Annotated in this window: 20 protein-coding genes; 10 read left to right on the top strand and 10 right to left on the bottom strand. The window is 69.0% G+C overall.

Annotated elements, in window-relative coordinates; genetic code table 11:
- Positions 1-70 precede the first annotated feature (70 nt).
- Positions 71-1,390, bottom strand: coding sequence for an MFS transporter (locus tag EV141_RS07845; protein WP_130485426.1), 1,320 nt, complete (start codon positions 1,388-1,390; stop codon positions 71-73).
- 99 nt (positions 1,391-1,489) lie between these two features.
- On the opposite strand from EV141_RS07845, the gene EV141_RS07840 reads away from it, so the two are divergent.
- Positions 1,490-2,119, top strand: coding sequence for a TetR/AcrR family transcriptional regulator (locus EV141_RS07840; RefSeq protein ID WP_130485425.1), 630 nt, complete (start codon positions 1,490-1,492; stop codon positions 2,117-2,119).
- Between the two features lie 456 nt (positions 2,120-2,575).
- Here the strand turns inward: EV141_RS07840 and EV141_RS07835 are convergent, their stop codons facing one another.
- The 4 genes from EV141_RS07835 to EV141_RS07820 form a co-directional block, all read right to left on the bottom strand.
- Positions 2,576-2,920 carry a hypothetical protein gene (locus tag EV141_RS07835; RefSeq protein WP_130485424.1) on the bottom strand — a complete coding sequence of 115 codons (345 nt, stop codon included), beginning with the start codon at positions 2,918-2,920 and terminating at the stop codon, positions 2,576-2,578.
- Between the two features lie 678 nt (positions 2,921-3,598).
- Complete coding sequence (locus EV141_RS07830) at positions 3,599-4,699, bottom strand: ABC transporter permease family protein (protein WP_241969171.1); 1,101 nt, start codon at positions 4,697-4,699, stop codon at positions 3,599-3,601.
- Positions 4,696-5,373: an ABC transporter ATP-binding protein gene (locus tag EV141_RS07825; RefSeq protein ID WP_241969170.1), complete on the bottom strand. Its 678-nt coding sequence runs from the start codon at positions 5,371-5,373 to the stop codon at positions 4,696-4,698. Before EV141_RS07825 ends, EV141_RS07830 begins: the two co-directional genes overlap by 4 nt.
- Positions 5,374-5,382: 9 nt before the next feature.
- Positions 5,383-6,504: a peptidoglycan-binding domain-containing protein gene (locus tag EV141_RS07820; protein ID WP_130485423.1), complete on the bottom strand. Its 1,122-nt coding sequence runs from the start codon at positions 6,502-6,504 to the stop codon at positions 5,383-5,385.
- A gap of 125 nt (positions 6,505-6,629) precedes the next feature.
- Here EV141_RS07820 and EV141_RS07815 point away from each other — a divergent pair, with 125 nt between their 5' ends.
- The 3 genes from EV141_RS07815 (at position 6,630) to EV141_RS07805 (ending at position 10,362) form a co-directional block, all read left to right on the top strand.
- On the top strand, positions 6,630-7,163 hold the full coding sequence (locus tag EV141_RS07815) for a hypothetical protein (RefSeq protein WP_130485422.1): 534 nt from the start codon (positions 6,630-6,632) through the stop codon (positions 7,161-7,163).
- A gap of 1,501 nt (positions 7,164-8,664) precedes the next feature.
- Positions 8,665-9,003 (top strand): hypothetical protein, encoded by a 339-nt coding sequence (locus EV141_RS07810; RefSeq protein ID WP_130485421.1) that lies wholly within the window; start codon positions 8,665-8,667, stop codon positions 9,001-9,003.
- A gap of 72 nt (positions 9,004-9,075) precedes the next feature.
- Positions 9,076-10,362 (top strand): adenylosuccinate synthase, encoded by a 1,287-nt coding sequence (locus tag EV141_RS07805; RefSeq protein ID WP_130485420.1) that lies wholly within the window; start codon positions 9,076-9,078, stop codon positions 10,360-10,362.
- Here the strand turns inward: EV141_RS07805 and EV141_RS07800 are convergent.
- Positions 10,359-11,201: a glycosyltransferase family A protein gene (locus tag EV141_RS07800; RefSeq protein WP_130485419.1), complete on the bottom strand. Its 843-nt coding sequence runs from the start codon at positions 11,199-11,201 to the stop codon at positions 10,359-10,361. The genes EV141_RS07805 and EV141_RS07800 overlap by 4 nt on opposite strands.
- 78 nt (positions 11,202-11,279) lie before the next feature.
- Here EV141_RS07800 and EV141_RS07795 point away from each other — a divergent pair, with 78 nt between their 5' ends.
- The 4 genes from EV141_RS07795 (at position 11,280) to EV141_RS07780 (ending at position 14,146) form a co-directional block, all read left to right on the top strand.
- The gene (locus tag EV141_RS07795) at positions 11,280-12,467 is read left to right on the top strand and encodes an iron-containing redox enzyme family protein (RefSeq protein ID WP_241969169.1); all 1,188 of its coding nucleotides are present in this window, start codon (positions 11,280-11,282) and stop codon (positions 12,465-12,467) included.
- Positions 12,454-12,693 carry a CDGSH iron-sulfur domain-containing protein gene (locus tag EV141_RS07790; protein ID WP_130485418.1) on the top strand — a complete coding sequence of 80 codons (240 nt, stop codon included), beginning with the start codon at positions 12,454-12,456 and terminating at the stop codon, positions 12,691-12,693. Before EV141_RS07795 ends, EV141_RS07790 begins: the two co-directional genes overlap by 14 nt.
- A gap of 19 nt (positions 12,694-12,712) precedes the next feature.
- Positions 12,713-13,018: a chorismate mutase gene (locus EV141_RS07785; RefSeq protein ID WP_130485417.1), complete on the top strand. Its 306-nt coding sequence runs from the start codon at positions 12,713-12,715 to the stop codon at positions 13,016-13,018.
- 96 nt (positions 13,019-13,114) lie between these two features.
- Complete coding sequence (locus EV141_RS07780; protein ID WP_311768261.1) at positions 13,115-14,146, top strand: DMT family transporter; 1,032 nt, start codon at positions 13,115-13,117, stop codon at positions 14,144-14,146.
- 156 nt (positions 14,147-14,302) lie between these two features.
- Here EV141_RS07780 and EV141_RS07775 read toward each other — a convergent pair whose 3' ends face one another.
- The 4 genes from EV141_RS07775 to EV141_RS07760 all read right to left on the bottom strand — a co-directional run bounded on the left by EV141_RS07775 (position 14,303) and on the right by EV141_RS07760 (position 18,517).
- Positions 14,303-15,874 carry a sodium/solute symporter gene (locus EV141_RS07775; protein ID WP_130485781.1) on the bottom strand — a complete coding sequence of 524 codons (1,572 nt, stop codon included), beginning with the start codon at positions 15,872-15,874 and terminating at the stop codon, positions 14,303-14,305.
- Between the two features lie 83 nt (positions 15,875-15,957).
- Positions 15,958-16,416 carry a heavy metal transporter gene (locus EV141_RS07770; protein WP_130485416.1) on the bottom strand — a complete coding sequence of 153 codons (459 nt, stop codon included), beginning with the start codon at positions 16,414-16,416 and terminating at the stop codon, positions 15,958-15,960.
- A complete protein-coding gene (locus EV141_RS07765; protein ID WP_130485415.1) occupies positions 16,413-17,318 on the bottom strand; it encodes a LytR/AlgR family response regulator transcription factor in 906 nt (301 codons plus the stop codon). The genes EV141_RS07770 and EV141_RS07765 overlap by 4 nt, the downstream gene beginning before the upstream one ends.
- A complete protein-coding gene (locus tag EV141_RS07760) occupies positions 17,315-18,517 on the bottom strand; it encodes a sensor histidine kinase (protein WP_130485414.1) in 1,203 nt (400 codons plus the stop codon). The genes EV141_RS07765 and EV141_RS07760 overlap by 4 nt, the downstream gene beginning before the upstream one ends.
- Positions 18,518-18,651: 134 nt before the next feature.
- Between EV141_RS07760 and EV141_RS07755 the strand changes: the two genes are divergently transcribed.
- Positions 18,652-19,089 (top strand): DUF485 domain-containing protein, encoded by a 438-nt coding sequence (locus EV141_RS07755; RefSeq protein ID WP_241969168.1) that lies wholly within the window; start codon positions 18,652-18,654, stop codon positions 19,087-19,089.
- Complete coding sequence (locus EV141_RS07750) at positions 19,086-20,708, top strand: solute symporter family protein (protein WP_130485412.1); 1,623 nt, start codon at positions 19,086-19,088, stop codon at positions 20,706-20,708. The genes EV141_RS07755 and EV141_RS07750 overlap by 4 nt, the downstream gene beginning before the upstream one ends.
- Positions 20,709-21,071: the final 363 nt, after the last annotated feature.

Here is a 21,071-nt window from a genome sequence, read left to right as displayed (position 1 = left end):
GGGGTTTCGACTCGAGGAGGGCCCCACAACTGACCATTCGCGGCGATACTGTGCGGCTCGAGGCCGATCGTCAGTCGCGCCCGCGACGCGAACGCGCGAGCAGCAGCCCGACCCCGGCGACGACGCCCACGACTACCGCGGTGCCGCCGAACAGCAGCGCCTGCCCGCCGAACTCGTAGGCGACACCCGACGCGGCTGCTGCGACCGTCGCCGCCGCGAGCCCGATGCCGCGCAGCAGCCCCTGCGCTGTGCCGGCTCGCGCCGGGTCGACCGCGTGGGCCATCGCCGCCGCCGCGCCGACGAAGGCGAGCGCCTGCCCGGTCGACTCGACGAAGCCCATGCCGGTCGCGAGGAACGGGTTGCCGACCACCGCGTAGAGCCCGACGATCGGCAGCAGAATCACGAGCCCGCGCCAGAACGCTGACACTCCGCCACGCCGGTCGGCGAGGCGCCCGGCCCAGCCCGCGAGCAGCACGTACGGCACGGCGAAGATCGCGTAGCTCGCCGCGATCAGCACGGGGTCGGCACCGATGTCGGCCATGTAGCGCGGCCAAATGCCGTCATATGCCCCCGTCGGAATCATCACCGCGGCGTACAGCAGCACGATGCCGACGATGCGCGGCGAGCGCAGCAGGTCGAGCCCCGTGCGCGGTGCCGCCGAGCCGAACCGCTGGGTGCGGTCGGCGTCGGTCACGTCGAATCCGAGCACGCCGGCGGCGATGCCCCCGGTCTCGGGTTGCGCGTGGTCGCCATCGAAACCGGTGCGGCTTCGCGACGGTTCGGCGTCCGTCGCGCCGCCGCGAGCCTCCCCGGCGTGCGCCGCCTCTCGGAACCCGAGCAGCACCGGCATGAGCGCGAGCATGACGACCCCCGCCGACACGGCGAGGATCACACTTGGCCCGGCGATGGCCAGCGCCAACCCCGACGCCAGCGGCCCGAGCGCGATGCCGGCGAGCTCGCCGGCTCCGAGACGCCCGAGCAGCTCACCGCTGCGCTTGTGATCGTGCCGCACGAGCAGGGCGCTCGCCGCGATGACGAAGATGCCGAAGCCGAAGCCGCCGACGGCGCGCCCGGCGATCAGCTGAAGTCCGCTCGTCGCGAGGGCGCTGAGCGCGAGCGACCCGGCGACCATCACGACGCCGATGATCGCCATGAGTCGCGCGTGCCCGCGGTCGGCGGCGGGTGCGACGATGAGTTCGGCGACGAGGGCCGCGCCGAAGCCGGCGGCGGCGAGATAGCCGATCTGCGCGGTGGAGACCCCGAGGTCGTCTTGCAGCGACGGGATCAGCGGGAAGATCACGAACGACGCCGCCGACAGCGTCACCATGGCGCCGACCACGCTCGGGACGAGCAGGCGGGCACGCCGTGCCTCTCGCTGCTGCGCGTTCACGATCAGAAACCTTTCGTGCGTTATTGTCCAAGTGGACTACACACTAGCATCCCGTTATCCACCCGGACAAGATCATGTGCCACCGCCTATGCTCGACCCATGGCCGAGCGCAAGACATCGGATGAGCGGCGCGAGCAGATCCTGCGCGCGACCCTCGTCGTTGTCGCCCAGAAGGGCTTCGCCGGCGTGACCCTGCGCGACGTCGGCGCCGAGGCGGGCATCGCCCACGGCCTCATCCGCCACTACTTCGCCGGGCGCGATGAGCTCGTCGCCGCCGCCTTCGACTACGCGGTCACCGCCGAGCTCGCGAGCGACCACGCCCTGCTCGACGGCCTCGACCCGGTCGCCGCCCTCGCCGGATGGCTCTCGGCCACCCCCGAAAACCACTACATCGTGTGGATCGACGCCTGGAGCGAAGCCCCCCGCACGCCCGCGCTCGCCGCCGCGCTCGATCGCCACCATCGCGACTGTGAGCGCATCCTCGCTGACCAGATCGCGCGCGCGGTCGCCGCAGGCGCCGCGACGAGCGCCCACCCCGATGAGGATGCGCGGATGCTCACCGCCGTCGCGGACGGCGTCGCCGTGCAGCACCACGCCATGGGCATCGTTGACGTCGACGAGGCGAACGCCATCGTGTTCGCCGCCGCCGAGCAGCGCCTCGGCCTCGAGGCCGGCAGCCTCGCCCGCGCCAACCCCGTGCCCGCCCGCGGGCAGTGGGCTGAAGCGTGAACGCCAACCTCTCACAAACCGGCTTCGTGCAGTTTTCAGTGCGCTAGCTATGTCGTTTAGTGCGGCGCCTTGACGGAGAAACAGCACGCGGCCCGTGGCCGCTGCCGCTGCCGGAAAGGGTATGGCCAGGCCGGTTCTTCGCGATTGCTTGAGCGAGGCCGCTAAATTTCTGGAACCGCCGCGATTTCTTGATTACGAAACGCGGTACGTACCGCATTGATTTCGGCCCTCTCACGTCGACCTTTGGGCGTTTGCGATGTTGGCGCCGCAAATCGCGGGGCGAGGTGTGTTGCACTACGAGAATGCTCGATGTCAAGCCACAGCCCGACCTGAGCCTTGGCGTCAGATGGCGTTTCGGCCCCGGAATGCGCTAAACGCATGAAGAGTCCGAGACGACGGACGTCCCTGCGAGTCTTTAGCTTTGGACGCTGCGCGCAGTGTGTGAGGACTGTTGACTCATTCCCTTCCCCAAGTTATCAACGGATCTGCGCAAATCTCACGCAAAGGGTCGCTTGCCGCAAGCCCCGAAAGCGACGCAAGATCGAATATGACGCCGCCTCCTAGTAGGTCTTCCTCATATCGTTGATAAGTCGGGAGTTCGGGAGGGTTAATCCCGTTTTCCAATAGACAATCACGAAAGAGCGAAGTTCGCTCGTATTGCTTCAGCGCGAACGCCGCATCGTACGTCTCCCCGGGGGAGTTCACTCCCGTCTCATTCCCGCACTCGGCAAAGTCTTCGTTGAAAACGGTGGTTTGCTCTGGCGGCACCATGATCGAGTTAGCGCCGCCGTCGTCTTGCACGTCCCACCCGCGGGAACGAAGACAGTCCCCCATTCGTTGGGAGGCTTCATCCGCGTTCCGGGGTGCTGAAGTTTCGCTTGGGGGTGATGAGTCACCTTGGGGGGCGCTTCCCGAGCAGGCCGCGAGCAGTCCTACTGCGACGAGAGCGGCTCCGCTCGCAAGTACCCGGCGCTTCACTTAGTTGACCTTCGGCCCGCAAGTCCCGTTGGCGGACAAGATGAAGTAGATGCTAGAAACTTGCACATTCCAGCCGCCGCTACTAACGCCAGGATTTGACGTTCCCTTAGCGCCGACACCGTAGACAATGCGGATCAGGCCATTCGAATATCCGTGTGTTGTAGGTGTTGTAGCAGTAGGGGCGTTCGTCGCTGAAAGGGTGCTGGTGATCCCGTACTGCTGGTGGCTCAAGCAATTCTGGGTGCCGCTGCGTGAGTCGGCCGCGGAAGCTGGGGTCGCAGCGCTGACCGCTAGGGCGAGCGCCGCGGCTCCGCCAATCATCAAGTTTCGAATTGACATCCTGGACATGATCATGAACCCGCATTCTGCGAACTTTTGTCGTTCTCGGCTTATGGTGGACCGCTTTGTCCACCCGTCGATTGGCAGAGTAGCACTCACCTACCAACTCCTCAAGGCTCGACGGCGCCACAAGCAGAATGAATACGAGGAGGGAGGACGCCGTCACGGAACCCGCAACTCGCGGATCGGCTCCCGTCGTGCGGCGACGGTCGCGGGCAACAGCGCAGCGATGACGGCAACGACGACGGCGAGAACCGCGACCGCGCCGGCGAAGTCAGCGCCTGGCAGAGGATCGCCGGTGGCGGCGAGCGTAGTTAGTGCCGCGCCGGTGCCGAAGGCAGCGCCGACGATCGCGACCATTGTCATTTGCAGCAGCACGAGGGTGACGATGAGACTGCGGGATGCGCCGAGCGCGCGCCGGCGCCCGTAATCTTTGCGGCGCAGCAAGGTAAAGCCGTAAAGAATCGCGGCGACAAGTAGGGCGCTGATGCCGAAGATCACGAGCACCAGTTCGCGCCCGAACGTACCCAGTTGCCCCTCGATGATGGCCCTCAACTGCGCAATCCCCTCGCTGGTTGTCAGCGTCACAGTGGTCGGGTCATCAACAGCGAGCAACGATCCAGTCGCGGCGGCAACCGCGCCGACAAGGTCGGGGGTGTCGGCGATGACGACCAGCACGCTCACCGCCCCGACGCTGTCGTCAGGCTGCGGAGCGATGACGAGGGGCTCGAGGAAGGCCAGGTAGTCGGGCACAGCGAGCTCGCCGACGATGCTGTAGTCGCGTCCGTCGTCAGAGGCGACTCCTCCGGTGCCGTCGAGCAGGCCCAGGCCGTCGATCGCGACGGGGGATGCCCACGCAGGCGAAATAATCGCGGGCGCGCCACGAGCATCCACAAGGCCGCCACCCCACAGCGTGCGCACGGGTACGGGCGCGCCACCGGCGAACGCGGTCGCGCGAGTGTCGATGGCGGGCCCGAAAGCGAGTGCGGCCTCAATGCCGTCGACGTTGGCGAGCCGGTCGAGCACCGTTGAGTCAAGCCCCGACGCGGCTTCCGCGCGCACGACGATGGATCGGGTGCCCGTCGAATCGATGGTCGACAGCACCGCGTCTTCGGCACCGACCGTGCGACCGGTGGTGAGCAGCACGCTTGCACACATCGCGGCGACGATGACGACCGAGACAAGCGAGGCGACCGGTTGCGCCCAGGCGCTGGCCGCCGCTTCACGCAGGATCGCGCCGACGACGCGCAAGCGCGCCCTCACAGTTCGACCGTCCGGTCACACTGGGCGACGATGCTCGGGTCGTGCGTCACGACAACCACGGCGGCGCCGCTGGCGGCGTGCTCGCGGAAGGCGCCCATGACCACTCGCGACGAGTCGGGGTCGAGGTTGCCGGTGGGCTCGTCGGCGAGCAGAATCCGCGGCGCATGTAGCAAGGCCCGACACAGCGCGATGCGTTGCGCCTGCCCGCCCGACACCTGGCCGGGTTTTGCGGCGGCGCGCAACTGCACGCCGAAGCGTTCCATGAGGGCGGATGCGCGCATCCGGGCTTCGCGCGGATCGTCGCCCCGATACAGCGCCGTCTCGCATACGTTGTCGAGCACGGTGCGCGTTGCATCCAGTGCTGCGTCTTGGAAGACGAAGCCGAACCGGCCAGCGCGCAGGCGTGCCCGCTCACGGTCGGGCAGGGCCTGCGCCGGCACGCCGTCGACAAGGATGTGGCCGGCGGAGGGCTTCAGCATGAGCCCGAGCAGGTAGAGCAGTGTCGACTTTCCGCGACCGGACGGCCCGGTGATGGCGACCACCTCGCCGGCATCGAATCTCTGCGACCAGCCGTCGAGCAGGGGCGCCGCACGGTCGTAGCCGAAGGTGACGTCGTCGGCGGCGAGCAGCGCGCCGTGTCTCGCCGGTCGGGGCAGCGTGCCGACTTCACTCACGCCGAACCCCTACTCACTACCGGCCGGAACGCGCACGCGCAGCCCGACACCGACGGCCGGGTCGCTCGACTCGATGACGGCGACCCCGTGGGCGCTCGCCCGCACCTCGACCGGGTAGGTGCCGCCGGCCTCGTCGACGACGACGGTGCCCGCGTTCGCCGTCGCCCTCAGCGCTGCGGTCGGCACGGTGAGCCCGGAGGCCGACTCGACGGTGATGATCTGCGAGCGCAGCAGGCTCTGCTCGGTGACCGGCAGTTCGCCGCACGCGTCGGCGCAGATCGACGCGCCGTCGTCACCTTCGAGCGACACGACGATGGTGCCAAACTCGTCGGCTGCCTGACTGGTGGCAAACGCCGTCCATTCTGCTCCGGAGGGGCTCGAAATCAGCACCCGGGTTCCGGCAGGAATCTGCGTGGCCTGCGTTTCCGTCACGGGGATGCTGAATTGCGGCGCGACAGGAAGCACTGAAATCAGGCGCTCACCTCCCGTCAGTGTCGAACCAGGTTGCACAACCTCGGCATCGAACGTGATGCGTGTCGGCAGAGCTGGCACGACGATCACATCGCCCGTCTCGACGGTCCCTGTCGCAGTGAGGCCGAGGCTGCGTTGCCACTGCCGAACTGCTTCGGCCGTGGCGGCACCGAAGCGGCCGTCGGGTTCGAATGCAAGAAACCCTGCGCCCTGCAGAAACTTCTGGAGTTGTTCGACGTCAGGCCCAGCGGTAGACGGACCGAGCGGGCGGAATGACGGAGTGGGCCCTTCGATGATGACGACGGGCCGGAGCGCGACCTCGAACAACACCGCGCCGGCGTCGACCTCATCGCCCTGGGTGAGCGACACCGACGTGATGACCCCTGCCGCCTGATTCACGCCGAGCGGCTGAGACGTCCACTGGGCAACCGAGTTCAAGGCGAGCGACGACCCCACTTCGCCCTCGACGATCTCGACGGTCGTGAAGGGACGAGCGTCGAGAACCTCCTCGGGCGGGGAAAATGCCGTGGCAACTGCCCAGCCAACGCCAGCACCGAGTGCCAACACGAGAACTACGCCGAGGGCGATGCCGCTGACGCGGGCGCCCCGCGAGCGTCGCGGTGAAGCTGAAGATTCGATGCGGGGCGACGGCTCTGGCATTCGCTCAGGTTAGCCGCAAGGCGTCCAGATCGACTCGCACTCGCGGGGTCTGGCGTGGATAACGCTCAGCGAGTAGCTGAGGAATCGTATGGACAGGGTTTCCTATCTCGCGTACCGTGCGACTGATGAAGAGGCGTCTGATGCTAGCCACCCACGCCACGAAGTGGATTCGCGGCACACTCGCTATCTCGTGTGTGCTCCTGCTCGCGGGAGTCACGGGCTGCTCGGCGAGCGACGACACTGTGCCCGCGCCGGTTGCTACCTCCGAGCGGCACGCTGCTGAACTCCGGGCTGCCTGCCTGACCGAGCGCGGATGGGATGTCGTCGTTGCGCCGGACAACGCTGTCGCGGCGGAAATCCCTGCAGATCAAATGGATGTCTATGTTCGAGACTCCGAGGAATGCGGCGAGGGCTTGGCCCCGGACCGCCAGTCATTCACGACAGAACAATGGGGCGAATGGTACGCGCTGGCTATCGAAGCCGCGGACTGTCTTGCTGATGAAGGCTTCGCTGTAGACGACCGTCCGTCTCTGCAGGCCTTCACTGATGCGAATGGCGACTGGAGTCCCCATATCGCTCTCTTTGAGGCCGGGCTCATTAGCAGCAGCCAGATCGAAAACCTCCGCGAGACCTGCCCGCAACCCATCTACTACGGGTAGCAGGCGGCAGGCGTGATCGAGCTCACTCGATAAGCCGCGGCGTCCATGGAACGCGATGAGGCTCGCGGTTCTCAGCCGAATGGGTCTTCTGGATTTTGGGGGCATGTCTCATTGAGCGCGTACCAATCGCTATCCGAGCCCGCATTGACTTCGCCATACGGAGACCATGCGTCTTCCGTGTTCCACGTCTCGAGGAACCGTTGCAAGCCAGGCGGTGTAGAGATGTCCTGACCTTCAGAACGTAGACATGGGACCAAGTCGTAAACGAAATACTCGTACAAGTACTGTTGCTGATATTCCGTAAGTTCACCCGAGTATCGCGGGTCAACCGGGTGCTTCAGTGCGCACACGTAGCGTGCCAGTTCCAGTGAGGCTGCTTGTGCTTCGGGGATCTCTGGATAGACGATCCCTCCATCTGGGGTTTCTGTGACTGTGAACCCTTCAGAGTCCAAACAGCCTCTCATTGTGGGGGCCCACTCCTCCGGCAGGATCAAGCGCACCGTTTCCACCTCTGGGAACTCGATTCCGCGGTGCCGGGCTGTGATCGCTCGTTCTAGAGACGCTTTCAGTTCTGCGAGCGCGACCTCGGGACTTACGGCTGGCAAGTCGATAGCCGAGGGTGGGGGGAGCCGTTCCTGATCTCGCGGTGGTACGCACCCCGCCAGTACTGCGGCGCCGAGGGCAGCAAGAACGACGATGGCAACTGTTCTCACCAGAACCCACCCTTCGAAAAAACGCATTTACGTCGAGTATGACGCGGCCTCGCTTGGGTACATGTGGCTCTTTACGTCCACCCAAAGGTTCATCAATGCAGTTTGCGTCGATGAAAAATGTGCCCCCGTGCCTGGACATTGACTCAAATTCGTTATCGCGCATGAGCCTGGAAGAGCTTATGTTGATTGCTCAAGACAGGCCGTGGGCTTTACATGTGGCCGTGCAAGCGAGCGGACGGTGGAGTCGTGGTTTCGGACAGTGTGGTTGAGGCAGTGCCCAAACGGCAGAAGTTGATTCCGCTCGGAGTCGGGGTCGCGCTCATCGCGGGACTTGCCGCACTCGGTTCGACGCGATTGCCGATCGCGCTGGTGGATCCGACGCCCCCGCAGCCCGATTACGTGATTCTCACGGCGGTGTGTGTAGTCGGCACTCTGCTTGTCGGCGGGGTGAGTGTTGTCACCGCGCTGCGATCGCGGGGGCGAAACCAATCGGTGCGGGGAGTTGTGGTTGCGGTCCTGATCGCGCTCCTTAGCGCAACTGTTGCGATTGCAGCGTCGATGCCGTGAACGTCTCTCTCTCCGCACCCGCGCGTACTCGGCTCGTCCTGCTGCTCACGGCCACGGCGCTCGCCTTAGCGTCATGTTCCACCGCCCCGAATGAGGGCGACGTCAATCCCACAGCGCCATCAGCTGGTCATACGAACCCTTCAATCGACAACGCGCGAGTATCGGAGTTAGGGGGCGGTTCGCCTGAGTGGCTGCGAGCCAGCGAGTCTTATGTGCGTTGCATGATCGATGAAGGTTGGGAGTCTCGCGAGACCGACAGCGGCACCATTTTCGGGTTCCCCGAGGGGCAGGAGACGGCCTTTGGAGAGTCTGATGCACGATGCAGTGCCGCCAGTGGCCAGGATGCCGTAATTGACGGGTATTCGTTGAGCCTTGACTTGCTGCGCGCGGGATACGCGGCGGCCGTGGCCACGCATGCCTGCATAGAGGCACAAGGTGTGACTCTCAGTGATCCACCCTCCGAACAGTTCTTCATTGAGAGCGGTGGCGGATGGACCCCCTACCTCGAACTCGATGATGAGCTAATCGAAACGCTCTTGCCTCTGTGCCCGCAGCCGTAGTTGCCGCCCCGGCGACCCCGAGCATCCCCGATAGACTCAGGAGTCATCCCCGTCTATTGAAAGGGACCAGCCATGCCTGCCGCTGTCATCATCGGCGCCCAGTGGGGCGATGAAGGAAAGGGCAAGGCCACCGACCTGCTCGCCGGGCGCATCGACTATGTCGTCAAGTTCAACGGCGGCAACAACGCCGGCCACACCGTCGTCATCGGCGACGAGAAGTACGCGCTGCACCTGCTGCCGAGCGGAATCCTGACCGACGGAGTCACCCCGGTCATCGCCAACGGCGTTGTCATCGACATCGAGGTGCTCTTCGGCGAGCTCGAGGCGCTCAGCGCCCGCGGCGTCGACGTGTCGAAGCTGCTGATCAGCGCCAACGCGCACGTCATCACGCACTACCACCGCACCCTCGACAAGGTGACCGAGCGCTTCCTCGGCAAGCGCCAGATCGGCACGACGGGGCGCGGCATCGGGCCGACGTACGCCGACAAGATCAACCGGGTGGGCATCCGCATTCAGGATCTGTTCGACGAGAACATCCTGCGCCAGAAGGTTGAGGCGGCCCTCGACCAGAAGAACCACCTGCTCGTGAAGGTGTTCAACCGCCGGGCGATCTCGGTCGACGAGATCGTCGACGACCTGCTGTCGTACGCCGAGCGCCTGCGGCCCATGGTCGCCGACACAGCACTCGTGTTGCACGAGGCGCTCGAGCGCGGCGAGACGGTGCTGTTCGAGGGCGGTCAGGCCACGATGCTGGATGTTGACCACGGCACGTATCCGTTCGTCACCTCCTCGAACGCGACCGCCGGCGGCGCCGCCACCGGCTCCGGCATCGGCCCGAACCGCATCGACCGCGTCATCGGCATCGTCAAGGCGTACACGACCCGCGTCGGCGCCGGCCCCTTCCCGACCGAGCTGTTCGACGAGTCGGGCGAGTTCCTGCGCAAGACCGGCTTCGAGTTCGGCACCACCACGGGGCGCCCCCGTCGCTGCGGCTGGTACGACGCCCCCATCGCCCGCTACACGGCGCGCATCAACGGCGTCACCGACTTCGTCATGACGAAGCTCGACGTGCTGACCGGCCTCGAGCGCATCCCCGTCTGCGTCGCCTACGACGTTGACGGCCAGCGCTTCGACGAGCTGCCGGTCTCGCAGAGCGACTTCCACCACGCGACGCCGATCTACGAAGAGTTCCCCGGCTGGTCGGAAGACATCTCGGGCGCTCGCAGCTTCGAGGATCTGCCGAAGAACGCGCAAGACTACGTGCTCGCCATCGAGGCGATGAGCGGCGCGCGCATCTCGGCCATCGGCGTGGGCCCCGGCCGCGACGCGATCGTCGTGCGGCACGACCTGCTCGACTAGCCTCCCTGCTGCTCGCCCGCGCGCCGCGCCGTCGCGTGGGCGGCGATGCGGCGCATCCACCGGTTGAGCGGAAACTCGCGGGGGTAGTGCTTTGCGAGCGTGTACAGCCCGCGCCACGCACGCCGACCCATGCCGCGCGGGGAATGCATGGGGCGCGCCGAAATCGGAATGGTGAGTCGAGCATCCCGAATCACGGTGACCTGCGGGGGCAGGTGGATGCTGAGATCCATGTCGTCGTGAACCCGCGCGTCGTGCCGGCAGACGGCGCCGCTGACGCGCTCCCACGCGAAGCGCCGCATCGCGAACGCCGAACCGAACACGGGCTCGTGCGCGATGGCGGCGCGCACCAGCGCGAAGTACGGGTCGAGGTAGCCGCGACTGCGGTGCGGGTGGCGCTCGCCGTCGTCCTCGCGCAGCACCCCTGATCCAGTGACGGCGACGGCCTCAGGATGCGCGGCGAACAATTCGACGGCCGTCTCGATCCAGCGCTCGTGCGGTTCGCTGTCGGCGTCGAGGCGGGCGATAAATCGGCCCGTCGCGGCATCGAAGCCGGTCGCGCTCGAAATCGGGATGCCGTGCTCGCGCTGCGTGATCACGCGCGCGCTCGCCTGCCGCGCGACGATCGCGGTGCCGTCGCTGCTGTCGTTGTCGACCACGATCACCTCACGCGGCCCGACCGTCTGACGGGCGATGGCCGCGAGACAGTGGGCGAGCATCCGGGCGTCGTTACGGGCGGGGATCACGATGGAGATGTCGGCGATCGGGCGGGTCGACCCGCCGCGCGGAACCTCGGTCGGCCCGGTGTCGAGGGCCGTCGGAAGGGACGTGTCTGGCTGCATGTCGCGATAGCAGACCGGACGGTCGGTGCGTCTGTCAACCCCTCCACAGGCACGGCCCAGCCGTCCTAAGGTCGCCGGATGACTATCGCACCCCCCATGGACTCCCGCACGGCCGACGACGCGTCGCGGCCCGGAGCCGACAACCGCGGGTCGGGTCTCACACGCCCCATGAGCCTCAGCTCGCCGCGCGGCCCCGTGACCGCCGCGCTCGCCGTCGTGCTGCGCTCGCCCGTTGACCAGCCGCCCATCGTCTCCGACCTTCCCGCCCAGATTGACCGCGCCATCGGCGCGAGCGTCGACGTGCTCAGCGACGGCGACCTGCAGCTCGCGCTGTTCTGGCTGTACGAGCTGCACTACGGCGGCATCGCCGACGTCGATGAGCGGTGGGAGTGGCAGCCCGGGCTGCTGGCCTGTCGCGCCAGCATCGAGCACGCGATGGAGGCCGCGCTGCGGGACAGCGTCCACGTGCCCGCGCCCCCCGCACAGACGGATGCCGAGAATGTCGCACAAGCGCTGTTCGCACTCACGGCGGAGGGCGACGAGCAGAGGCTCAGCCACTACATCCGCTCGGAGGCGACGCCCGAGCAGGCGCGCGAATTCCTGATCGCGCGCTCGCTCTACACGCTGAAGGAAGCCGACCCGCACAGCTGGGCGATTCCGCGGTTACGCGGCCGTGCCAAGTCGGCCCTCGTCGAAGTGCAGTCGGATGAGTACGGTGCCGGCCGCGCCGAGCGCATGCACCAACAGCTGTACGCCCGCGCGATGGAGGCCGCCGGTCTCGACTCGAACTACGGCAGCTACCTCGACGTCATCGACGCCCACACGCTGTGCGCGCTCAACACCATGAGCATGTTCGGCCTGCACCGGCGCCTGCGCGGCGCACTCCTCGGCCACCTCGCCGCCTATGAGATGACGTCGTCGCTGCCGTGCCAGCGCATCGCCGCCGGCCTTCGCCGCCTCGGTTACGGCGACGACGTCGTCGACTACTACGACGAGCACGTCGAAGCGGATGCTGTTCACGAGCAGATCGCCGGACGCGACCTCGCGGGCGGGCTGGTCGAGCAAGAGCCCGAGCTGCTCGCCGACGTACTGTTCGGCGCTGCCGCGTGTCTCGCCGTCGAGGGCAGGGCCGCCGATCACATGCTCGCCGCCTGGACGGAGGGCCGCAGCGGCCTGCGGACCCCGCCGCGCACCCACCGGGGGCTCGTTTCGGGGCCGAAGAAGCGCATCCCGTCGAAGCGCCGCCGGGTGCGTGACGGTGGGTGAGCCGGCGCGCAAGCACGTCGAGGTATTCGCCTGCCCTAACGGGCCGTTCCTCGTGCGGGGCGACATCGCGATCGAGGTCGACGACGCCGAGAACCCGGGCGGCGGAGCGCGACGCGATGAACGACGCGTCGTGGCGTTGTGTCGATGCGGGACGTCGAGCATCCGCCCGTACTGCGACGGAACACACAAGGTGATCGGGTTCCGCACGGTGCCGCCCGCGCGGTAGGGGCGATTAGGCTCGGCGTATGGACGACGCCGCCCGTGCCGAACTCGCCTCGCTTCGCAAAAGCATCGACAACATTGACGCAGCCCTCGTGCACCTGCTCGCCGAGCGCTTCAAGTGCACGCAGTCGGTCGGGCGCCTGAAGGCGGCCACCGGTATGGCGCCGAGCGACCCCGAGCGGGAGCGCGTGCAGATCGCGCGGCTACGCGCGCTCGCCGAAGAGGCCGAGCTCGATCCGGCCTTCGCCGAGAAGTTTCTGACGTTCATCGTCGCCGAGGTGATCCACCACCACGAGCAGATCGCCGGGCAGACGCCGCACGGCGAGTAGAGGCGCAGGCCGGGCGCAGGTGCGAGTTTCGGTCAACACGCCGCGCTCCCGGCCCGACGGTGTGTCGCGGGCCCCGCGCGGCAGTAGCGTCAGCGTGTGAGCGACACGCGTCCAGCTGGGAAGCCGAAAGACCCGCAGCCCGAGACCCTGCCGGCACCGGCGACGGCGGCGGGCGCGCTGGGGCCGGCCGAGCCCGCCGAGTCGGCGCAGCCGGCGGGGGCGGGGCGTGCATCCGGCGACCTGCGCATTGCGCTGCAGTTCACGGCCGCGGGCGTCGTGTGGGGCGCGAGCTTCCTGTTTATCGCGGTCGGGCTCGAGGGGTTGAGCCCCGCCCAGATCGCGACCGGACGAACCGTCTTCGGCGCCCTCACTCTCGGCATCATCGCGCTCGTCACCCGCGAGCGACTGCCGCGCAATTGGCGCATCTGGGCGCACATGACGGTGGTCGCGCTGACCCTGTGCGTCTTCCCGTACCTGCTGTTCGGCTGGGCGCAGCAGTCGGTGTCGAGCGGGCTCGCAAGCGTCTACAACGCGACGACGCCGCTCATGACGGCGCTGATGGCGGGGCTCGTGATTCGGGTCGAGCGGCTCACCCGCGAGCAGGTGCTCGGCCTCGTCGTCGGCCTCGCCGGAGTGCTCGTCATCATCGCGCCGTGGGCGGGCGTCGACCTGCGCGGCGGGCTCGTGCCGCAGCTCGCGCTGCTGGGCGCGACCGCCTGCTACGGGTTCAGCCTCGCGTACCTGCGCCGGTTCCTGCAGGGCACGGGGCTCTCGGGCGTCATGCTCGCGCTGCTCAACGTCGGCATCGCCGCCGTCATCATGCTCGCACTGACGCCGATCATCGGCCGCGACCCCATCACCCTCGACATCTGGATCGTCGGCAGCATCGTGCTGCTCGGCGTCTTCGGCACGGGCCTCGCCTACGCGTGGAACCAGAACGTCGTCCGCGCCTGGGGTGCCACCCGCGCCGCAACAGTCACCTACATCTCGCCCGTCGTGGGGGTCGCGCTCGGCATCCTCATCCTCGGCGAGGTGCTCGTCTGGAACGAGCCGGTCGGCGCGGCCCTGATCTTCGTCGGCATCCTGCTCGCCCAGCGGCGGCTGCGCCTGCCGCGTCGGCGCCGCTGAATGTCGGATGCGCGGGGCGCGTTCCCACCGATGGCGTGACGTATTGCAGGAAACGAGAGACGCCCACCGCGGAATTGCGCGGTTGTAGGTGGATGCGCACGGCTGGTTTCCTGCAATACGTCACGGCGCACGCGTGTGACGTGCGTGGGCGCGGGCTTACTGCGGCTTCGGGCGGCGGCGCTCGGGCAGGTGCAGGCGGGCGAGGATGCGGTCGACGTCGACGGGCGGGCTGCCCCCGCCGTAGCGCGACACCAGCACAGTGACGAGTACGGCGAGCGGGATCGTCCAGGCCGCCGGGGCGGCGAGGGCGGCCTGCAGCCAGGGGGCCCAGTCAGCCGCGAGCGGAGCCGCGCCCATCAGGGCTTCGCCGAGCCCCCCTGACCCGTCGCCACCGTCACCACTCGCGCCCGCCCCGGGCACCCGCAGCACCCCGAGCCCGACCGCAACGGCGCACGCGACAGCGCCCGTCAGCATCCCCGCGAGCGCTCCGCGGGCCGTGAGCCCGCGCCACCAGACGCCGAGCACGAGCAGCGGGCTGAGCGTCGAGGCGGTGAACGCGAACACGAGCCCCACGCTGCCAGCGAGCCCGGCCGGCTCGATCATCAGCACGACCAGAAGCGGCACCAGCGTCGAGGCGAGCGCCGCCACTCGGAACCCGCGCACGGTGCCGCCCGCGACCTCCTGACTGATGACGCCGGCGAGCGAGACCACGAGCCCCGACGAGGTCGACAGAAACGCCCCGAACGCCCCGGCGACGATGAGCGCGCCCAGCAGGTCACCGGCGAGCCCGTCGACGAGGCGACCCGGCAAGAGCAGGGCGACGGAGTCGGCCTGCTCGGCTGTCGCGAGATCCGGGGCGAAGACGCGCCCGAGCATCCCGATCGTCGTCGGAAACACGTAGAACGTGACCAGCAGTGCGACCGTGATGAGGGTGGTGCGGCGGGCGGCGGCTCCGTCGGGGTTCGTCGTGAAGCGCACGAGCACGTGGGGCAGGCCGAGGGTTCCGAGCAGCAGGGCGATCGCGAGCGACGCGGTCGCGTACGGGTTCACGGCGGCGGGGCCGAGCGCGGCGGGGAAGGCAGTCGCGGCGGCGACCCCGAGGTCGCGGCCGCCCACTACGACGAGCATCACGATCGCGGGCAGTGCGACCGCCGTCAGCTTCAGCCAGAACTGGAACGCCTGCACGAAAGTGATCGAGCGCATGCCTCCGGCGGCGACGATCACGCCGACGATGAGGGCCACCGCGACCGACCCGGCCCACGGCGGCAGCCCCGTCGCGATCGAGACCGTGAGCGCGGCACCCTGCAGCTGCGGCACGATGTAAAACCAGCCGATCACGATGACGAGCACGCTCGTTGCCCGGCGCACCGAGCGCGAGCGCAGCCGCGCGCCCGTGAAGTCGGGCACCGTGTACGCGCCCGAGCGGCGCAGCGGGGCGGCGACAAACAGCAGCAGCATCAGGTAGCCGGCCGCGTACCCAATCGGAAACCACAGCCCGCCCGCGCCCTGCAGCAGAATCAGCCCGGCGACCCCGAGCACGCTCGCCGCCGACAGATACTCGCCGCCGATCGCCGAGGCGTTCAGCCACGGCGGCACCGTCCGCGAGGCGACGTAGAAGTCGCGCGTCGTGCGCGACAGGCGCACCGCGAGCGCCCCGACGAGCACGGTCGTGAGGGTCACGATGATGATCGCCGCGTATCCGAAGGATGCGGGGGTCGCGTCGCTCACGGACGTCGCCGCCGCGGCGGCGCCGGCCGCGTCGGGGATGCGCGTGGCTGCGACAGCCAGCGCGTGCAGCACGCTCGCGTCGCTCACGCGTCGTCCTCGTCGCGCTCGGCGAGGGCGCGGTACTGGTCTTCGGCGCGATTCGCGGCCGTCACGGCGAGCGCGGCGATCGCGACGAGCGGCGGGTACGCGCCGAACGCGAGCACGAGCCAGCCCACCGGAACCCCGGCGATCGTCTCGTCGTTGAGCGCGGGCAGGGCGGCAACGAACGCGACGGCGGCGAGCGCGGAGGCGAAGCCGAGGGCGCAGACGATCGCGACACGCAACTGGCTGCGAATCAGGCTCGCGACGAGCACCCGCTCGGCGCTCGCCGGGGCGCCGCCGGTGAGGGGCTCGGCCGCGCGGGGCGCGAGCGGCTCACCGGCGCGCGGGGCCGCGACGCGTACGCGCGCCGCCCTCGGCGGTGTGGCCGGGTTCGCCGACGCGGGCGTCGCATCGGGAGCGCCGGGCGCAGGCGCACTCTCGGAAGCACGGTCGTCGCTCACGCCCGCCGCACCCTCATGTCGTCGAGCCGCTCGCGCAGCCCCGGCAGTGCCCGCCGACTCACCGGCAGCGCGGTGGCGCCCACCGTCACGGTCGACCCGGCCCCCGCCAACTGCAGCCGCGTGACGTGCGCGAGCGCGACGAGGTACGAGCGGTGCACACGCACGAAGCCGGCGCTCGCCCAGCGCTCCTCGAGCTCGCCGAGCGGCACCCGCACGAGAAAGCCGCCCTCGGCGGTGTGCAGTCGCACGTAGTCGCCCTGCGCCTCCGCGTACTGAATCGCGTCGCGGCGCACCATGCGCGTCGTCGTTCCGAGCGTCACGGCGATGACATCGTCGGCCGGATGCGCGGTGCCGGCCCCGACATCGGCGCTCGTCGCCGTCGGGGACACGCCGCGCGCATCCGTCGTGGGCGCTTCGCCTGCGCGCGGATCGGTGCGCGACCCGGCGCGCGAATCGGCGACGGCGTCGACGAGGCGCCCGATCGCGCGGGCGAGGCGCTCGGTGCGCACCGGCTTCAGAACGTAGTCGACGGCCTCGAGGTCGAAGGCGTCGACGGCGCTCTCGTCGTCGGCGGTGACGAAGACGACGGGCGGCCGCCGCTCGAAGCGGGTCAGGGCGCGGGCGAGGTCGAGCCCCGACAGCCCGGGCATGTGAATGTCGAGCACGGCGGCGTCGATGCCGTCGTCATCGCTCAGAATGCGCAGCGCCTGCGAGCCCGTCGACGCGGGCACAAGCTCGCCGACGCGGGGGTCGGCCCCGAGCAAGGCGAGCAGCTCGTCGAGGGCGGGGCGCTCGTCATCGGCGACGAGCAGGCGGAGCGTGCGCGGGGGGCGAGCGGCGCTGATCGCCTCGGTTGGGCCGGCCGCGCCGGCCGCGCCAGGGCCCGGAGCATCGCCGCTCATCGCCGCACCCCCTGCACGTCGTTCTCGGGTTGCGAGCGCGGCACCCGCATCACGATCAGCGTGCCCGCGCCCACCTGCGTCTCGACGACGAGGCCGCAGTCGTCGCCGTAGACCTGGCGCAGTCGCGCATCCACGTTGCGCAGCCCCACGTGGTCGACGGTGGGGCGGCCGGCGAGCGCGGCCCTGAGCGCCTCGGGGTCGGTGCCGACCCCGTCGTCGTCGATGCGCACCACCGTGAAGGCGCCCTCGGCGTCGGCCGTGATGGTGATGGTGCCGCCGCCCTCCTTCGGCTCGAGGCCGTGCCGCACCGCGTTCTCGACGAGGGGCTGCAGGCTCAGAAACGGGATCACCGTCGGCAGCACCTCGGGCGCGATGCGCAGCTGCACGGCGAGGCGCTCGCCGAAGCGGGCCCGCTCGAGCTGCAGGTACGAGTCGATCGACTGCAGCTCGTCGGCGAGCGCCGTGAAGTCGCCCGCCCGCCGGAACGAGTACCGCGTGAAGTCGGCGAACTCGAGCACCAGTTCGCGGGCGCGTGCCGGCTCGGTCGTGATCGTCGAGGCGATCGCCGTCAATGCGTTGTAGATGAAGTGCGGGCTGATTTGCGCCCGCAGGGCCTTCACCTCGGCCTCGGCGAGGGCGGCGCGGCTGGCGTCCAATTCGGCGAGCTCGAGCTGCGCGGCCACCCAACTGGCGGCCTCCTCGGCCGCCCGCACGAGCGGCGGGCGAACGGGCGAGGCGAAGGCCACAAGCGACCCGGCGACCGAACCCGCGCCCTCGCGACCGGGGAGGCGGATGGGGGCGGCCACCGCATCCCGCCCGTCGATCGAGGCGTCGGCCGTGAGCAACTGCGTCGAGCCCGCGTCGGCGGCGGCGCGGGCCAGCCGCTCGGCCGCGGCCTGCAGCGAGGTGGGGCCGTCGAGCGCGACCACTCCGTGTGGGTCGGCGAGCGCGAGCGCGTCGGCGTCGAGCAGCTGCCTCAGCGCCTTCGCCGCGCGGGCCGGGTCGCCGGCGGCAAGGCCTCCGCGCAGGTGTCCGGCCGCGCGCGAGGCGAGGTGCAGGGTCTCGTAGGTCGCCCGCTCGGCCGGGGTCGCGAGCGCCCGCCCCCCGCGAATCGCGCGCCAGCCCGCGGCGAGCAGCAGCACGCCGAGCGCCCCGAGCAGCGCGCCGCCGAGGAAGGCGATCAACGCTGACGGGCTCATGAGAGTCGACGATAGGCGACGACGAACGGTCGCGGGTGCCGCTTATCGCACGCTCGCTACCGCTCGTCGACAGGATGCGCGCGCTCGCTTCCGACAGACCGGTCCACTGGCCGAAAGTAGGCGATCACGAGACGGTGACGACGAGGTCGCCGTCGTGGCAGATGGGAGACTCCATGGGCAGTGCCGCCCCGGACGACCGACCCGACGTCGCCTCCGACGCCGAACCCGACATTGAGGCGCTGCGCACCGTGCAGAACTCGCCCCGCTTCCGTGCGCTGAAGCGCCGGCACCGGCTGTTTGTGCTGCCCGCCACGGGGCTCTGCCTCGCCTGGTACCTGGCCTACGTGCTGACCGCGGGTTACGCACCCCAGGTCTTCGCGACGCCCGTCGCCGGTTCGATGAACCTCGGCATGGTGTGGGGTCTCGCGCAGGTCGCGACCACCTTCGCCGTCACGATGCTCTACGTCTGGTACGCCAACAAGCACCTCGACCCGGCGGCGGCCGAGATCCGCGCCGAGCTTGAGCCCGTGCTGGCCGGCGCGGGCGCTGGCGCGAACGGAGCACGCGCATGAGCGCCGCGATCCTCGTTCAGGCGAGCACCGCATCCACCTCGCCTGGCGACCCGATTCTGAACATCGCGATTTTCGGCGCGTTCGTTGCCGTGACGATGGTCATCGTCTTCCGCGCGAGCCGTAACAACAAGACGGCGAGCGACTACTACGCCGCCGGCCGCTCGTTCACGGGCGGGCAGAACGGCTCGGCGATCGCGGGCGACTACCTGTCGGCAGCCTCCTTCCTCGGCATCGTCGGCGCGATCGCGATCAACGGCTACGACGGCTTCCTGTACTCGATCGGGTTCCTCGTCGCGTGGGTCGTCGCACTGCTCGTCGTCGCTGAGCTCTTGCGCAACACGGGCAAGTTCACGATGGGCGACGTGCTCGCCTTCCGCCTGCGGCAGCGCCCCGTGCGCATCGCCGCAGCCATCTCGACGCTCGTCGTCAGCTTCTTCTACCTGCTCGCCCAGATGGCCGGTGCGGGCGGACTCGTGTCGCTGCTGCTCGGCATCGACGAGCGCATCGGCCAGTCGGTCGTCATCGCCGTCGTCGGCGCCCTGATGATTCTGTACGTGCTCGTCGGAGGCATGAAGGGCACCACCTGGGTGCAGATCATCAAGGCGGTGCTGCTGATCGCCGGCGCCGGAGTCATGACCGTGTGGGTGCTCGCCATCAACGGCTTCAGCTTCCCGGCTCTCTTGGATGCGGCGGTCGCCACCACCGGAAACCCCGCGATTCTCGAACCCGGCCTGCAGTACGGGCTGAGCGATGTGACGCGCCTCGACTTCCTGTCGCTGGGACTCGCACTGGTGCTCGGCACGGCCGCCCTGCCGCACGTGCTCATGCGCTTCTACACGGTTCCGACCGCGAAGGAGGCCCGCAAGAGCGTCGTCTGGGCGATCTGGCTGATCGGCATCTTCTACGTCTTCACCCTCGTGCTCGGCTACGGCGCCGCCGCCCTCATTGGGCCGGAAGCCATCGCTGCCGCGCCGGGTGGCGCGAACTCGGCGGCACCGCTGCTGGCGTTCGAGCTGGGCGGGCCGGTGCTGCTCGGCATCATCTCGGCGGTCGCTTTCGCGACGATCCTCGCGGTCGTCGCCGGCCTCACGATCACCGCGGCGGCCTCGTTCTCGCACGACGTCTACGCCTCGGTCATCAAGAAGGGCAAGGCCTCGCCGCAGCAGGAGGTCAAGGTCGCCCGCATCACGGTGGTCGTCATCGGCCTCGTCGCGATCGTCGGCGGCATCGGCGCGAACGGTCAGAACGTCGCGTTCCTCGTGGCGCTCGCCTTCGCGGTGGCGGCCTCGGCGAACCTGCCGACGATCGTCTACTCGCTGTTCTGGAAGGGCTTCACCACCCGCGGTGCCCTCTGGAGCATGTACGGCGGCCTGACGACGGCGATCGTGCTGATCGCCCTGTCGCCCGTCGTCTCGGGTGGCGAGCGCTCGATGATTCCCGGAGCCGATTTCGCAATCTTCCCGCTGTCGAACCCCGGCATCGTGTCGATCCCGCTGGCGTTCCTGCTCGGCTGGCTCGGCAGCGTGCTCGAGCGTCGCCGCGAGTCGAGCGACAAGCAGACCGAGATGGAGGTGCGCTCCCTCACCGGAGTCGGCGCCGAGAAGGCGACGGCGCACTAGCGCCCTCGTCGCACCCACTTCCGGGGTGGGCGGGCATGCCTGGGCCTGCCCTCCCCGGAAAACAGTTCGGGCCCCGCGCGGTGGTAGCGGGGCCCGTTCTCTGTGTTCGGGGCGCGCGCTGTGTGCCCCGGGCGGGTGCGAGGCTACCGGCCGACCGCAACGGCGCTGCTGCAGGCAGGGCCCTTCCGGCTGCGCCCGTGACGCTGTGCAGGAAAGGGGACGGGCAGGGGCGGTAAGTCCCAGGTGTTTTCTGGCAGCGCAGGGCCGGTTTCCTGCAATACGTCACGAGCTGCTCGTGAGCGTCAATGGCAGCGGATGCGCGGGGGCGGCTCAGTGGGATCGCTGTCGGCCCGACCGCTGTCA

The organism is Microcella putealis (genome assembly GCF_004216575.1).
Taxonomy (GTDB): Bacteria; Actinomycetota; Actinomycetes; order Actinomycetales; family Microbacteriaceae; genus Microcella; species Microcella putealis.
This window is presented reverse-complemented; position numbering and strand designations above follow the sequence as displayed.

Bases quoted from the DNA above. Each gene is read 5' to 3' on its own strand.
- EV141_RS07840 (WP_130485425.1), top strand. From the start codon at position 1,490: ATGGCCGAGCGCAAGACATCGGATGAGCGGCGCGAGCAGATCCTGCGC.
- EV141_RS07820 (WP_130485423.1), bottom strand. From the start codon at position 6,504: ATGCCAGAGCCGTCGCCCCGCATCGAATCTTCAGCTTCACCGCGACGC.
- EV141_RS07815 (WP_130485422.1), top strand. From the start codon at position 6,630: ATGAAGAGGCGTCTGATGCTAGCCACCCACGCCACGAAGTGGATTCGC.
- EV141_RS07810 (WP_130485421.1), top strand. From the start codon at position 8,665: ATGATCGATGAAGGTTGGGAGTCTCGCGAGACCGACAGCGGCACCATT.
- EV141_RS07805 (WP_130485420.1), top strand. From the start codon at position 9,076: ATGCCTGCCGCTGTCATCATCGGCGCCCAGTGGGGCGATGAAGGAAAG.
- EV141_RS07800 (WP_130485419.1), bottom strand. From the start codon at position 11,201: ATGCAGCCAGACACGTCCCTTCCGACGGCCCTCGACACCGGGCCGACC.
- EV141_RS07795 (WP_241969169.1), top strand. From the start codon at position 11,280: ATGACTATCGCACCCCCCATGGACTCCCGCACGGCCGACGACGCGTCG.
- EV141_RS07785 (WP_130485417.1), top strand. From the start codon at position 12,713: ATGGACGACGCCGCCCGTGCCGAACTCGCCTCGCTTCGCAAAAGCATC.
- EV141_RS07765 (WP_130485415.1), bottom strand. From the start codon at position 17,318: ATGAGCGGCGATGCTCCGGGCCCTGGCGCGGCCGGCGCGGCCGGCCCA.
- EV141_RS07760 (WP_130485414.1), bottom strand. From the start codon at position 18,517: ATGAGCCCGTCAGCGTTGATCGCCTTCCTCGGCGGCGCGCTGCTCGGG.
- EV141_RS07750 (WP_130485412.1), top strand. From the start codon at position 19,086: ATGAGCGCCGCGATCCTCGTTCAGGCGAGCACCGCATCCACCTCGCCT.